The following is a 13,596-nucleotide window of genomic DNA, read 5'->3' on the forward strand; positions in this document are numbered from 1 at the left end:
GTTCCCCGCGCCAGCGGGGATAAACCGACGATGAAAAAACTACGTGCGTTGATTTGGCTGTGTTCCCCGCGCCAGCGGGGATAAACCGCTGTTCCCCCTCCGCGGTGTCGATATCCAGCATGTGTTCCCCGCGCCAGCGGGGATAAACCGAGTCGAATTATCACGAGGAGCTGGAAAGTCTGCGTGTTCCCCGCGCCAGCGGGGATAAACCGGCGCCGACGAATTCGCGGTCACGACATCAAAAGTGTTCCCCGCGCCAGCGGGGATAAACCGGCGTATGAGGGGCAGATTTCGACGACTGATGTGTGTTCCCCGCGCCAGCGGGGATAAACCGCGCCTTTTAATAGCCGAATTTAACAAAGCCTCGTGTTCCCCGCGCCAGCGGGGATAAACCGCGCCTTTTAATAGCCGAATTTAACAAAGCCTCGTGTTCCCCGCGCCAGCGGGGATAAACCGCGTGTTGAAGAACCCGGCACTTGCGCCGACGTGTGTTCCCCGCGCCAGCGGGGATAAACCGCTTGAAAAAAATGCTACTGGCGGCGGCGTAAGGTGTTCCCCGCGCCAGCGGGGATAAACCGCCTGTTGCCCTTCACATTTGTACCCTGCCCGTGTGTTCCCCGCGCCAGCGGGGATAAACCGCAGCTATTCAAAACATTGCATATGAGACAGCCAGTGTTCCCTGCGCCAGCGGGGATAAACCGCAAATCGATGAGGTGTTGATTCGCTCAACGCTGGTGTTCCCCGCGCCAGCGGGGATAAACCGCGCCGCCATCTCCCGACTTAGCGTGATCGGCTGTGTTCCCCGCGCCAGCGGGGATAAACCGGTGGTTGCAGACGTGGAAACCCCGACACTCTCGTGTTCCCCGCGCCAGCGGGGATAAACCGCCGTATCAGCCTATCAATTTATCCTATGATGTGTGTTCCCCGCGCCAGCGGGGATAAACCGGCGTCCTGTGGGCAAAAATTCAAAGCACCCCCGTGTTCCCCGCGCCAGCGGGGATAAACCGCCACCATGGCAATGATTAGAGCGGGAGGTAAAGTGTTCCCCGCGCCAGCGGGGATAAACCGCAAAACGCTATTAATTTTATTCGGCAGTTACCGTGTTCCCCGCGCCAGCGGGGATAAACCGAACGTACGCATGTACCCGCTGAGAGTGGCAGTGTGTTCCCCGCGCCAGCGGGGATAAACCGATGCCGAAATCTAATCAGGGAGATGCTTACAGGTGTTCCCCGCGCCAGCGGGGATAAACCGAATGCTTAAAGAAATTGCCTGTAACTCCTGTTGTGTTCCCCGCGCCAGCGGGGATAAACCGAGTACCGTCGATTAGTGACCGGAAAGGCGGTTGTGTTCCCCGCGCCAGCGGGGATAAACCAGCGCTTGGAAACAATGAATCCGCAGGACCTCCGTGTTCCCCGCGCCAGCGGGGATAAACCGAATACGCCGAATCCAGAAGTTGCGCCGGAAGGGTGTTCCCCGCGCCAGCGGGGATAAACCGAAGGATCACGTCGGATGTCCGATTCCTGATAGGTGTTCCCCGCGCCAGCGGGGATAAACCGCCACGTATATCGACGCGGAATCGAACGCCCAGGTGTTCCCCGCGCCAGCGGGGATAAACCGAACCCAAACGTGTTGTTTTGCCCGTTGTTGTAGTGTTCCCCGCGCCAGCGGGGATAAACCGCGCACTCAATTGCTCCAGAGCTACTTGGATGAGTGTTCCCCGCGCCAGCGGGGATAAACCGGACAAAGACACCGCCGCTGCGCTCGATAGCATGTGTTCCCCGCGCCAGCGGGGATAAACCGCAAACCGCGTTGCGAAAGGGAAAATTCCCGCGCGTGTTCCCCGCGCCAGCGGGGATAAACCGCGTTGGTTTGGCCGGAAACGGTCACAACGTACGTGTTCCCCGCGCCAGCGGGGATAAACCGCGCAATTGATAATGGTCGGCCAGAAAAATAGCGTGTTCCCCGCGCCAGCGGGGATAAACCGCCAGGACATGGCCGCATTATGGCTTATTCAGCGTGTTCCCCGCGCCAGCGGGGATAAACCGGATAACCCGCCTCGGTGGTTTTTCTCGCTTCCCGTGTTCCCCGCGCCAGCGGGGATAAACCGAAGTGAGTTACCGCCTCCTGATTTTCACTAACGTGTTCCCCGCGCCAGCGGGGATAAACCGGATTTTTACCTGAACTCAGGTCGAACCGTTCGGTGTTCCCCGCGCCAGCGGGGATAAACCGCGCCACCACCTGAATTAGCGGGAGGCAGGACTGTGTTCCCCGCGCCAGCGGGGATAAACCGCAGCAGATAGCGTATCTTGCCGTTAAATACTGGTGTTCCCCGCGCCAGCGGGGATAAACCGAAAGAAACGCCAGAGGTAGACGAGCACCCTCAGTGTTCCCCGCGCCAGCGGGGATAAACCGTGGGATGACTAAATTCAAGTATATGTCGGAGGGGATTTCCCCGCTTGGCTGGCGTGATGGGGGATTGCGTGTCAGTATTAAAACACGCCAGTTTTGCACCCACTGTCACAGTGAGGTGCTATGCCAATGATTTTTGTCTTCCATACGTTACCGTAAGGAGGTGATATGAAAGTTGAAGCCGCAGAGTCGTCCGTTTTTGCCAGCCAGCAGGTGATGGCGAAGCGTTCTACAGAACATGCAGAGAAAGCGGCGTTGTCCGAACAGCTTCAGTCTTATCAGGCGGGAAGCGGTGCCGTTCCTGCCGGTGAGACGACGCGATATGATTTCACCCGCATTAGCCCAGCCGATCTGTATGAAACGGTAGAAGGCCTTGTCAGCAGTGGGCGGTTGGGACGTGAAGAAGGCTCCGCGCTGCTGGGGCTTATTTCGTCGCCACGAGAGAATGTCGGCAGCGTGCCGCCTTCCAATGTGTTCCAGCCGATTAATGTTTTCGATACCATTCAGCAAGGTGTCGCGGGTGCCTCATCCCGCAGCGAAGTGCAAAATACCGAAAGCCTGCAACGTGCGGCAGAGGCGTTGAACCGCTTTCAGGGGCAGGTCTCCAGCATCAGCGTTTACGTCTAGCGCATGTCGACGCGCCGTAGTCCGGTGATGTTTCTCTCTCCCCGCGTTTGCGGGGAGCGTCGTTTTATACTTTGCGCTTCGTTCAGTGTGGGGTCTGCGCTTTGATTTTCGTCAGCAGCGCGATGAGCGCCTTTATGTTGTCGTCCTGCGTGCGCCAGGATGACACGCTGATGCGCAAGGCCGGACGCCCCTGCCAGACGGTGCCGCCAAACCATGCTTTACCCGAGGCCTGTAACGCTTCCCGTATCGCCGTGGTTTGGCTGTCGGTTTCTCCCCGCAGCAGAACTTGATTAAGCACAACCCGATTTAGTACCTCAAATCCCGCATGGCGCAGGCCGTCGGCGATGAATGTTGCCTGTCGGCAGTGTCGTTCGACCATCTCCGCCACGCCGTCACGCCCTAGCGTACGCAGTGCCGCCCACACGGGAATACCGCGCGGACGACGGGAGAATTCGAGCGTCAGATTCTTCTGTGCATCTCGCGCCGCACTGGAGTAAACCGCATCTGCGTTCATCGCTTCGGCCAGCGCGTCCGCATCGCGGCAAATCGCCATCGCACAGTCGTAGGGGGTGTTCAGCCATTTGTGTGCGTCCGTTGTCCAACTGTCGGCCAGCTCGATGCCCTCAGTGAGCGCCGCGTGGGACGAGGCTCTGGCCCATAGTCCGAAAGCACCATCAACGTGAACCCAAGCTCCCGCTGCTTTCGCGACGGGAATGATCTGTGCAAAGTCATCAAACTCGCCCGTATTGACCTCACCCGCCTGCAAACAAAGAATCGTGCTATCGTCCAACGGAGGAAGCTGCGCAGCATCAATCTGCCCACACGCATTAACGGGCGCGATGCGTAAATGGCGTAGCCCAAAGCCGAGTACGCGCAGCGCTTTCTTCACGGTGATGTGCGTCAGTTCCGAAATCACGACCTTGATTTCAGGTGCGCCGATCAGCCCATCGTTGTCAAAATCCCAGCCCTGTTTTGCCAATAAGGCACGACGCGCGGCGGCCAGACAGGAAAGCGTGCAGGCGGTGGCGCTGGTGCCGAAACCGACGGCGCTGTCTTTGGGTAAGCTCAGGGCATCGAGCACCCAGCGGCTGGCGAGGCGTTCCAGCGTGGCGGAGACCGGCGAATTATCAAAGGTGGACGCGCACTGATCCCAGGCAATCATCAATCGTTCGGACGCCGCGGCAACCGGCAATGAGGCACCGATAACAAAGCCGAAATAGTTTGGGCCATTGGACGCGGTGGTCGCCGGGGAGCCGACCTCATCCAACAGCGCCAGCGTGCTTTCGGGTGAGAAACCCTGTTGCGGCAGCGTTTCATCAAAACGCGTCAGTGCCGCGAGGGCGTCTGCATCGGGGAAAACCCGCCGCTGTGCATTCGCAGCCAGATAACGTCGGCCGCGCTCATCGGCATCAGCCAGTAACGTCAGTTCACTCATGCTTTTTCCCTTATCAAGAATCGTTGTGCCGTTATCAGGCTGTCAGTTGCGGCGCAGTGCTGTAAAGATCGCCTTCGGTGACGGATAACGTGGTATGAATAGGGCTTATTTTCATAATATTTGCTTTCACCGCCCATTTTTGGTTTCAAAATAAAACCACTTGAAGCATAAATACCCTGATTTTATTCTGCAACCAAAAAACGTACGGTCATTTTTTTAGTTTGTGGGTAAGGCAGGATGAACAGGAAAAAGGGGAGGAAATCGTCATGGTGAAGCGCAAAAGTCTGAAAGAGGATGCGTGTCCCGTCGCCCGTGCGCTGGGTGTGATTGGCGATCGCTGGGCGCTGCTGATTATCCGCGATGCTTTCGATAATCGCCGCCGTTTCAGCGATTTTCAGCGCAGTTTGGGCGTCGCGAAAAATATTCTTACCGACCGTCTGCGCACGTTGGTTGACGAAGGTATTTTGTCCGTTCAGCCCGTTTCCTACAGTTCGGCCTATCAGGAGTATGTTCTGACGCCAAAAGGCGAACAGCTATTTCCGCTCGTTGTGGCGCTACGCCAGTGGGGAGAGCAGCAACTGTTTGCTGAGGGGGAACCTCACTCCCTGCTATTGGATAAACACACCGGCCAGCCTCTGCAAGCCATGCTGCCGCATTCTGCGGAAGGCCAGCGAATGGTTGGGCAGGATACATTCGTTCAGAAAGTGGAGTGAGGTGTCGTAATGCAGACAGCATCGAGAGGAACGGGCGGCGATCTTGACGCTATCTCCCGCTACCTGAAAAAGCTGCACGTACTGACGTTATGCGTGGGTGAAAATTCGGAATTATGGTGTGCGAGTTGCTTCTATACTTATGACGATCAACAGATAGCCTTCTATCTGATGACAGAGTTGCAGACGCGCCACGGTGAAATAATGGCGAGGCTACCGCAGGTGGCGGGTACGGTCAGCGGCCAGCCGAAGAGTGTGATGCTGATTAAGGGTGTGCAGTTTCGCGGATTGGCGGTGCTGTTGGAGGGCGATGAGGCGCAGCAGGCCAGAGCGCGCTATAACACGCGTTTCCCTATTGCCCGGGCATCGCAAGCGCCGATCTGGCGACTCGATCTGACAGAAATCAAGATGACGGACAATACGTTGGGCTTTGGTAAGAAACGCCACTGGCAGCGGAATGAACACAAATAACAACAGCAACGTCAAAAGATGGGAACGTGAAAGACGCAGAGTAAGGGGGAAAACCGATGAGCCGGGTATTGTTATTAGGTGCAACGGGGTTAGTAGGTCACGAGTTGTTACAGCTGTTGAAAGCCAATAATCGGGTCGAGACGATCTATGCGCCGACCCGTAAGCCGCTGGTGCCTTCGGAGAAAGTGGTTAATCCGCACGATTACGATCTGTCTACCGCGCTGGCGCAATTGACTGACCCTGTCGACATCGCATTTTGCTGCCTGGGATCGACGCTCAAGACGGCAGGCAGTAAACAGGCATTCCGCTATGTGGATTACACGCTGGTGGTGGAAGGATCAAAAGTGGCGCTGGCGCTGGGCGCGACGCACCTGTTGGTCGTCAGTTCGCTGAGTGCGAATGCGACATCGCCTTTCTTCTATTCGCGAGTGAAGGGAGAAGCGGAAAGATCGCTGCGGCAGCAAGGCTGGCAACATCTGACCCTGGCACAGCCGTCGATGCTGCTAGGGGAAAGGGAAGACAGCCGCCCGTTAGAAAGCCTGGCCGCTCCGCTGTTCCGCCTGTTCCCGGCAAAGTGGCGAGCCATTGAAGGAAAAACAGTTGCACAGGCATTGCTGAATCAGGCGTTCTCGCCGGAACCCAAAGCGCGGGTTACCGTGCTGGAATCCGATCAATTACGGTCATTGGGCAAGCAGCCACCGCTTCAGTAGCCGCCTATCGATCACCGCAGGCGGTGGACAACCTGATTGCTGCTGCCGCGCCAAATCAGTGCGGGATCTTTCAGATCTTGCACAAATTTTCCATCGACTAAGACATTGATGAGATCGACCACCTGCTGTTGATCCGGTGTCAATTCGGCCAGCACATAGCCTGTCCAGACCCAGATATCTTTGCCTGGGCATTCTGCGCGTATGCGCTCCACCAGCCGCAGGATGTCAGGCACATTCTGTGGGTGCAGCGGATCGCCGCCAGACAGCGAAATACCCTGCCGTGGAATCACCGTATCCCGAAGGTCGGCGATGATCCTATCTTCCTGTTCCTGCGTAAACGGCTGGCCGGAGTTCAGTCGCCAGGTTCTTTTGTTGTAGCACCCCGCACACTCATGTACGCAGCCAGCGACAAACAGCGTGCAGCGGGTGCCGGGGCCGTTGACAACATCAACGGGATAATACTGGTGGTAATTCATACGGTAGAGCCCATGTTATGACGCGGGCGTGTGTTGACGGTGCCGCGAAAGACGGGCCGCATTGCCGCGGCCCGGAAGGGGTTACCCCAGTTGACCGTTGCCCAGGTGTTTAATCCGGCGCTTAACTTCTTCCTGTTTACCCGCGTTGAATGGACGTGCATCCGGGCTGCCGAGGTAGCCGCACACACGGCGCGTGACGGAAACGCGTGCCGAATCGTGGTTGCCGCATTTCGGGCAGGTGAAGCCTTTGCTGGTGCACTCGAATTCACCGGTGAAGCCACACTCGTAGCATTCGTCGATCGGCGTGTTGGTGCCGTAGTAAGGCACGCGGCTGTAGCTGTAATCCCACACGTCTTCCAGTGCCTTGAGGTTGTGTTGCAGGTTCGGATATTCGCCGTAGCAAATGAACCCCCCGTTAGCCAGCGGCGGATAGGGCAGCTCGAAGTCGATTTTCTGGTAAGGGTTCACCTTCTTCTCCACATCAAGATGGAAGCTGTTGGTGTAATACCCTTTGTCCGTCACGCCTTGCACCACGCCAAATTCGGCGGTATCCAGACGGCAGAAGCGGTCACACAGGTTTTCACTCGGCGTGCTGTACAGACTGAAGCCATAACCCGTTTCCTCTTTCCACTGCTCGGTCGCCTCTTTCAGACGAGCGATGATGGCTACGGCTTTGGCACGCAGCGCCTCGTCATCAAACACGTGAGTTTGGCTACCGAAGAGAGCATTAATCGTTTCATGCACGCCGATATAGCCCAGCGAAATGGAGGCGCGTCCGTTCTTGAAGATATCCGCAATGCTGTCGTCCGCTTTTAAACGTACGCCACAGGCACCTTCCATATAAAGGATGGGCGCAACGCGGGCTTTCACGTTTTCCAGCCGCGCAATGCGCGTCATCAGCGCTTTCTTCGCCAGTGCCAGACGCTGGTCGAGCAGTGTCCAGAAGCGATCTTCATTGCCTTCGGCCTCCAGCGCGATGCGCGGCAGGTTCAGGCTAATCACGCCCAGATTATTACGACCATCGTGAATCTGCTGGCCGTCTTCTTCATAGACGCCGAGGAAGCTGCGGCAACCCATCGGCGTTTTGAACGATCCGGTGACGCTCACGACCTGTTCGTAGTTCAGGATATCTGGGTACATGCGCTTGCTGGCGCACTCCAGCGCGAGCTGTTTGATATCGTAATTTGGATCGCCCGCTTTGTGGTTCAGGCCATCGCGAATCGCGAAGACCAGTTTCGGGAACACCGCCGTTTTGTGGTTTTTACCCAGCCCGGCAATGCGATTGCGCAGGATAGATTCCTGAATCAGACGAGATTCCCAACTGATGCCGAGCCCGAAACCAAAGGTCACGAACGGCGTCTGGCCGTTAGCGGTGTGGAGCGTGTTGACTTCATATTCCAGTGACTGGAAGGCGTCGTAGCACTCTTTTTCCGTGCGGGTTAAGGCATAATTTTCCGCATCAGGAATCTGCCACTCTTCTGCCACCGCTTTATGTTTCGCATGGCTGGCAGTGACGAACGGCGCCAGAATTTCATCAATACGGTTAATCGTGGTGCCGCCATAAATGTGGCTGGCGACCTGCGCGATAATCTGCGCGGTGACGGCAGTGGCCGTAGAGATCGACTTCGGCGGCTCAATCTCCGCATTACCCATTTTGAAGCCATTGGTCAGCATGCCGTTCAGGTCGATCAGCATGCAGTTAAACATCGGGAAAAAAGGCGAATAGTCGAGGTCGTGATAGTGAATCTCGCCACGTTCGTGCGCCAATACCACATCACGCGGCAGGATGTACTGTTTGGCGTAGTGCTTGGCGACAATACCGGCCAGCAGGTCGCGCTGGGTGGGAATGACTTTACTGTCTTTGTTGGCGTTCTCATTCAGCAGCGCCATGTTGCTCTGCTCGACCAGACCGCGAATTTCCTGATTCAGCCGGCCGTGGCGTTCACGCGCGATGTCTCTATCGTGGCGGTATTCGATGTAGGTACGCGCTAGTTGCTTGTAATTGCCGGACATCAGCAGGTTTTCGACCGCGTTCTGAATATCGCGGATATCTACGCGCGTTTTATCCTGCATTTGTTGAGCGACCGCACAGGCCACAGTTGCGCAGTAGTCTGCATCATTGACACCGGCTGCATGCGCCGCGCGTTCGACCGCCTCTTTGATACGCACTTCATCAAAAGGCACCTGGCAACCGTCCCGTTTAATCACTACTGGTTTCACGTTTTCTTCCTCTCGAAAGGTTATCCACAGGCGAAAGCCCTAGCCGACAGGGGTTACAGGGGGCTGTGGATGATACTGTGGATAAACACTATATGTAGGTCATGTTTACAGGATAGGCACTATATATTGAAATTGCGTAGGAGTGTTTGCGCTTTTATCGCTGCAAAATTGACGCAGAGCAAAGAAATTCCCAGCTAGTAGATAAATCGAGCTTGATCGAAATTTAATCAAATCGGATGTGGCATCCATGAAGGCTTGTGGGACGCGGTCTGGTGGCGTGGTTGGGGCGTTTTTATCGTCAGCGAGCGGGAAAAGACAGAAATATCTGAAATACTCATGCTGTCTTTCGACATCGGGAGTCAATCATGATACTGACTCCCGAATGCCAATTGGGGGACGGATTACGGTTTGCTGTCAGGGAAAGGGGGAAGCTGGCGGAACGTGTTTAGCAACCCTTCAGACCAGGCTTTACGGATAGTGGAAAAATACGCGTTGTTTTCAGTGATGCGTTGTTGTTCGCTGCTGTCAAAGCTATCGGTGCGGTACATCATGACGTCCAACGGCAAGCCGACCGACAAGTTGCTGCGCAGCGTAGAATCGATGGAAATCAGCGCACAGCACATGGCCTGTTCCAGCGGTGTATCCATGGTTAATACACGATCGATAATCGGTTTACCGTATTTGCTTTCGCCGATTTGGAAGTAGGGGGTATCCGGCGTCGCCTCAATGAAGTTACCTTCGGGATAAATATGAAATAGCCGATGTGTGTCACCACCGATTTGCCCGCCCAGCAGCAGGTTACAGCCGAAGTTGGTGTTACTGCCATTTTGCTGTGCGCTGCTATCACGGTGGATGACTTCCCGCACGGTTTCCCCAAGCAGCATGGCGGCATCATACATCGACCCCATCTGCATCAGGTTCGGCGTGTGTTGCGCATTGATTCGGGCACTGAGCAGGCTGATGATACTTTGCGTCGTTGCCAGGTTCCCCGCGCATTGGATCACGAAAACCCGTTCTGCGTCGTGTTGAAAAACATGCAGCTTTTTGAAAGTTGCAATGTGATCAACGCCAGCATTGGTGCGGGAGTCGGAAGCAAAAACCAGACCGTCAGACAGACACATGGCGACGCAGTACGTCATAAAGTACCTTTTCGTTAAAAATTCTACTGTTGCTGCTGTACCTGCTGTTGCCGCGCAAACAAACGTACTTCAGCTTCTGAAAACATCTCTTCGCATCCGCCTCCCAGTCGCGTTCCCCGTACCGGGCAAGCATCCAGATAATCCATCCCCACGGCTAGCCACAGATGCTGGTGGAGTTTACGGGTGCTGTTGGTAATGTCGAACCCCTGCCACGTCCCGTTCAGCCAGACTTCTGCCCAGGCATGCATGGCAACATGCTGGGTGTCCTGACTGTATACGTAGCCGCTGACATAGCGTGCAGGGATAGCCAGGCTGCGGCAGCAGGCCAGAAAAACATGCGTATGATCCTGACAAACGCCTTTTTGCAGGGCAAATGCGGCTGCTGCGGTATCCTGAACCTGCGTTGCGCCGGGAGTATACGGCATTTTCAACTGTAATTCCGCCATCAGCGTATTCAGGCTTTCTTCCGGCGCATCCTGACGATAATAACGCTGTGCAAACGCCCGAATAGCGTCGTCAGCTTCGGTGAGCGGCGTCATGCGTAAAAAAACCAGCGGTGACAGCGTGTCCTGTTCGTTTGGATTTACGCTTTCGCCGCTGTCGATGATATCAACGATGCCTTCTGCATGAATTGTAATGTCATGGTGTGGATGGTCGAGCGTCAGTACATGCAACACATTGCCATACGCATCGGTGGTTTGAACGGCGGGAACCGGCAATGTCAGTTTCCATTCCCGTATTCTCTGGTGCGCTGAATCTTGCGGTGTCAGGCGTAGATACTGGGTGCTGAATTTCACTTCTTCATCGTAGCGATAGTGCGTAAGGTGATTGATGGTTAGTTTCATAACGCCTCCAGATAGGTGTGGCGGATACTGTCAGCCAACTCGTTAATTTTGCCGATAAAGTGGCTGAGATAGGTGGGGAGATCCTGCGCCAGAATGTCGTCCAATGTGCTGAAGCGCAGCTCGACGTGCAGCAGATGGGCAAGCCGCTGCGGTACTCTGGCGCGCTGGCTGCCGATGGCTTCGAGTTGCAGAACCAGATCGCTGATGCAGGCGTGCAGAGAGCGTGGTATGTCCTCACGCAAGACGAGCAGTTCGGTCACGGTTTCCGGGTTGATCGGCTGGCGATAGAGGCTGTGATAGGCTTCGCGTGCGCTCACCGCTCGCAGCAGGGTATCCAGACGGTAATACTCGCGTACCGGGTCGGGGTCGTTATGAAGCTGTTGCTGTTTGACATTCAGCAGTTGTGCGGTTGCATAGGCGCGTTCAATCAGCGTACCAATCCGAATAAAGCACTGCGCATCGTTACGTAACAAGGTGCCGAACATCGCGCCACGAAACAGATGGGAGCGCTCTTTTACCCAGTCAAAAAACGCATCAATCCCGATGGTATCCACGCCCTGATGGCGCAGATTGCGAATGTCGATGCGGGTGGTGTTGATGCACTCCCACACCTCGGAAGAGAGGCTGCCACGCACCGCGTGTGCGTTGTTCCACGCCATCTCGATACAGTTGTAGATACTGCTCGGGTTCTGGTTGTCCAGCGCGAAGAAATTCAGCAGGTTATTCATCGAAAAATGGGCGTAACGCTGCTGGAATAAGTCATGCGTCATCGTCAGATTCAGCGGCAACGCCAGATCGTGTTGCTGTTGACTGTGGCTCGGCATCATCGAGAGTTTGTAGGTTACATCCAGCACGCGGGCGAGGCTTTCCGCTCGTTCCAGATAGCGAGCCATCCAATACAGTTCACTTGCGGTGCGGCTTAGCATGATTCGTCTCCTTCCATGACCCAGGTGTCCTTGGTGCCACCGCCTTGTGAGGAGTTGACGACCAGAGAGCCTTCGGTAAGGGCAACGCGTGTCAGGCCGCCGGGAATCAGACGGATTTCCTCGCCGGAGAGGGCAAAGGGGCGAAGATCGATATGACGAGGTGCTAAGCCATCATCGATAAACGTCGGACACGTAGAGAGCGCCAGTGTTTCCTGACCGATATAGTTGTGCGGGTGCGCCAGTAAACGCTGACGGAACGTTTCGATTTCCTGACGTGTCGCGCGTGGGCCGACCAACATGCCGTAGCCGCCTGCACCGTGGACTTCCTTCACTACCATGCTGTCCAGATGATCGAGCACATAGCGGAGATCTTTCGGATCGCGGCACTGCCAGGTGGGAATGTTGCTGAGGATCGGTTCTTCAGAAAGATAGAAGCGGATCATCTCCGGCACATAGGGATAAATGGATTTATCGTCGGCAACGCCAGTACCGACGGCGTTCGCTAACACCACGCCCCCTGCACGATAGACGGATAAGAGACCGGGTACACCGAGCATCGAATCAGCGCGAAAGGCTAACGGGTCAAGGAAGGCATCATCGACACGGCGATAAATCACATCCACCTGACAAGGCCCTTCTGTGGTGCGCATATAGACGGCACCCGCTTTGACGAACAAATCCGCACTTTCTACCAGTTCGACGCCCATTTGCTGTGCCAGAAAGCTGTGTTCAAAGTAGGCGCTGTTGAAACGGCCCGGTGTCAGCACGACCACGGTGGGATCGTCGACCTGCGTACTTTCACGCAGCGTTTGCAGCAGGTAGCTAGGGTAGCGCTCGACGGGGGCGATGTGCTGGCTGGCAAACAAATCCGGGTAGAGACGCATCATCATTTTGCGATTTTCCAGCATATAAGAGACGCCGGATGGGGTACGCAAATTGTCTTCCAGCACGTAATAATTCCCGTCGCTATTGCGCACCATATCAATCCCGGTGATATGGGCATAAATGTTGTTGTGCAGGTTTACTCCCTGCATACAGGGCTGATATTGCTCGTTGGCCAGCACCTGTTCACGGGGAATAATGCCCGCGTTGAGAATGTGCTGTTGATGATAAATGTCGTAGAGAAACGCGTTAAGCGCCTGTACTCGTTGACGAATACCGCGATCGAGTAACTGCCATTCATGAGCGGGAATAATGCGTGGTACGCTATCGAACGGAATGAGGCGCTCGGTGCCGCCTTCTTCGCCATAAACGTTAAAGGTAATACCGACGCGGTGAAACAGCAGTTCCGCCTGCTCTTTCTTCTGTTTAATGGCCTGTTGGTCAGTTTGCTGAAGCCATTGCCAATAGGAATTGTAATGTTGACGTTGTTGGCCTTGCGACGAAAGCATCTCGTCATAATAAGGCGCAGATGGAAGTTGCATTTTTATCATTGTCATCCCCAGGCAGCACGCTTAATAGCGATAATAGGACAATGCATAAAATGCGCCATTTTGAGAAAAGCGTGATGTAGTCAGAGGGGAAGACGATTTTTTCCTCTAATTGGTGCGTAGCAAGGAAAGTCTGCACTGAGGAGTGAGAATAAAGACGCTAAAAATCAGCAAGACGCAGCCATAATGGTGCGTCTT

At 55.4% G+C, this 13,596-nt stretch carries 11 protein-coding genes and 1 CRISPR repeat array (1 of these 12 only partly in view); of the genes, 4 read left to right on the forward strand and 7 right to left on the reverse strand.

What is annotated here, in order from left to right; translation table 11 throughout:
- A CRISPR array of direct repeats spans positions 1-2,412; the repeat unit is 29 nt; unit sequence GTGTTCCCCGCGCCAGCGGGGATAAACCG; it begins 1,040 nt to the left of the window's first position.
- Positions 2,413-2,577: 165 nt separating this feature from the next.
- A complete protein-coding gene (locus tag NAL19_RS01830) occupies positions 2,578-3,036 on the forward strand; it encodes a hypothetical protein (protein WP_225086638.1) in 459 nt (152 codons plus the stop codon).
- A gap of 82 nt (positions 3,037-3,118) precedes the next feature.
- Here the strand turns inward: NAL19_RS01830 and NAL19_RS01835 are convergent, their stop codons facing one another.
- Positions 3,119-4,471: a pyridoxal phosphate-dependent decarboxylase family protein gene (locus NAL19_RS01835; RefSeq protein ID WP_263058592.1), complete on the reverse strand. Its 1,353-nt coding sequence runs from the start codon at positions 4,469-4,471 to the stop codon at positions 3,119-3,121.
- Positions 4,472-4,737: 266 nt separating this feature from the next.
- On the opposite strand from NAL19_RS01835, the gene NAL19_RS01840 reads away from it, so the two are divergent.
- Genes NAL19_RS01840 through NAL19_RS01850 form a run of 3 tightly spaced genes read left to right on the forward strand, consistent with a single transcriptional unit; the run spans position 4,738 to position 6,362 of the window.
- Entirely contained in the window at positions 4,738-5,184 is a 447-nt protein-coding gene (locus tag NAL19_RS01840; protein ID WP_263058593.1) for a winged helix-turn-helix transcriptional regulator, read from the forward strand.
- 9 nt (positions 5,185-5,193) lie between these two features.
- A complete protein-coding gene (locus NAL19_RS01845; protein ID WP_263058594.1) occupies positions 5,194-5,652 on the forward strand; it encodes a YhbP family protein in 459 nt (152 codons plus the stop codon).
- A gap of 56 nt (positions 5,653-5,708) precedes the next feature.
- Complete coding sequence (locus NAL19_RS01850) at positions 5,709-6,362, forward strand: hypothetical protein (protein ID WP_263058595.1); 654 nt, start codon at positions 5,709-5,711, stop codon at positions 6,360-6,362.
- A gap of 11 nt (positions 6,363-6,373) precedes the next feature.
- Here NAL19_RS01850 and nrdG read toward each other — a convergent pair whose 3' ends face one another.
- From nrdG to NAL19_RS01880, 6 genes are all read right to left on the reverse strand, one after another.
- Positions 6,374-6,838: an anaerobic ribonucleoside-triphosphate reductase-activating protein gene (nrdG, locus tag NAL19_RS01855; RefSeq protein WP_263058596.1), complete on the reverse strand. Its 465-nt coding sequence runs from the start codon at positions 6,836-6,838 to the stop codon at positions 6,374-6,376.
- 81 nt (positions 6,839-6,919) lie between these two features.
- Positions 6,920-9,058 carry an anaerobic ribonucleoside-triphosphate reductase gene (gene nrdD / locus NAL19_RS01860; protein ID WP_263058597.1) on the reverse strand — a complete coding sequence of 713 codons (2,139 nt, stop codon included), beginning with the start codon at positions 9,056-9,058 and terminating at the stop codon, positions 6,920-6,922.
- Positions 9,059-9,459: 401 nt separating this feature from the next.
- The gene (locus NAL19_RS01865; RefSeq protein ID WP_225086645.1) at positions 9,460-10,197 is read right to left on the reverse strand and encodes a proteasome-type protease; all 738 of its coding nucleotides are present in this window, start codon (positions 10,195-10,197) and stop codon (positions 9,460-9,462) included.
- Positions 10,198-10,220: 23 nt separating this feature from the next.
- On the reverse strand, positions 10,221-11,042 hold the full coding sequence (locus NAL19_RS01870; RefSeq protein WP_225086646.1) for a transglutaminase domain-containing protein: 822 nt from the start codon (positions 11,040-11,042) through the stop codon (positions 10,221-10,223).
- Positions 11,039-11,968, reverse strand: a complete 930-nt coding sequence (locus tag NAL19_RS01875; RefSeq protein ID WP_225086647.1) for an alpha-E domain-containing protein — start codon at positions 11,966-11,968, stop codon at positions 11,039-11,041. Before NAL19_RS01875 ends, NAL19_RS01870 begins: the two co-directional genes overlap by 4 nt.
- Entirely contained in the window at positions 11,962-13,401 is a 1,440-nt protein-coding gene (locus NAL19_RS01880) for a circularly permuted type 2 ATP-grasp protein (RefSeq protein WP_225086648.1), read from the reverse strand. Before NAL19_RS01880 ends, NAL19_RS01875 begins: the two co-directional genes overlap by 7 nt.
- Positions 13,402-13,596 lie beyond the last annotated feature (195 nt).

Source organism: Pectobacterium sp. F1-1, from assembly GCF_025643735.1.
Taxonomy (GTDB): Bacteria; Pseudomonadota; Gammaproteobacteria; order Enterobacterales; family Enterobacteriaceae; genus Pectobacterium; species Pectobacterium colocasium.

What these genes read in the sequence shown, in the direction of transcription:
- NAL19_RS01880 (WP_225086648.1), bottom strand. Translation starts at nt 13,401, where the DNA reads ATGATAAAAATGCAACTTCCATCTGCGCCTTATTATGACGAGATGCTT.
- NAL19_RS01870 (WP_225086646.1), bottom strand. Translation starts at nt 11,042, where the DNA reads ATGAAACTAACCATCAATCACCTTACGCACTATCGCTACGATGAAGAA.
- NAL19_RS01830 (WP_225086638.1), top strand. Translation starts at nt 2,578, where the DNA reads ATGAAAGTTGAAGCCGCAGAGTCGTCCGTTTTTGCCAGCCAGCAGGTG.
- NAL19_RS01835 (WP_263058592.1), bottom strand. Translation starts at nt 4,471, where the DNA reads ATGAGTGAACTGACGTTACTGGCTGATGCCGATGAGCGCGGCCGACGT.
- NAL19_RS01850 (WP_263058595.1), top strand. Translation starts at nt 5,709, where the DNA reads ATGAGCCGGGTATTGTTATTAGGTGCAACGGGGTTAGTAGGTCACGAG.
- nrdG (WP_263058596.1), bottom strand. Translation starts at nt 6,838, where the DNA reads ATGAATTACCACCAGTATTATCCCGTTGATGTTGTCAACGGCCCCGGC.
- NAL19_RS01875 (WP_225086647.1), bottom strand. Translation starts at nt 11,968, where the DNA reads ATGCTAAGCCGCACCGCAAGTGAACTGTATTGGATGGCTCGCTATCTG.
- NAL19_RS01865 (WP_225086645.1), bottom strand. Translation starts at nt 10,197, where the DNA reads ATGACGTACTGCGTCGCCATGTGTCTGTCTGACGGTCTGGTTTTTGCT.
- NAL19_RS01840 (WP_263058593.1), top strand. Translation starts at nt 4,738, where the DNA reads ATGGTGAAGCGCAAAAGTCTGAAAGAGGATGCGTGTCCCGTCGCCCGT.
- NAL19_RS01845 (WP_263058594.1), top strand. Translation starts at nt 5,194, where the DNA reads ATGCAGACAGCATCGAGAGGAACGGGCGGCGATCTTGACGCTATCTCC.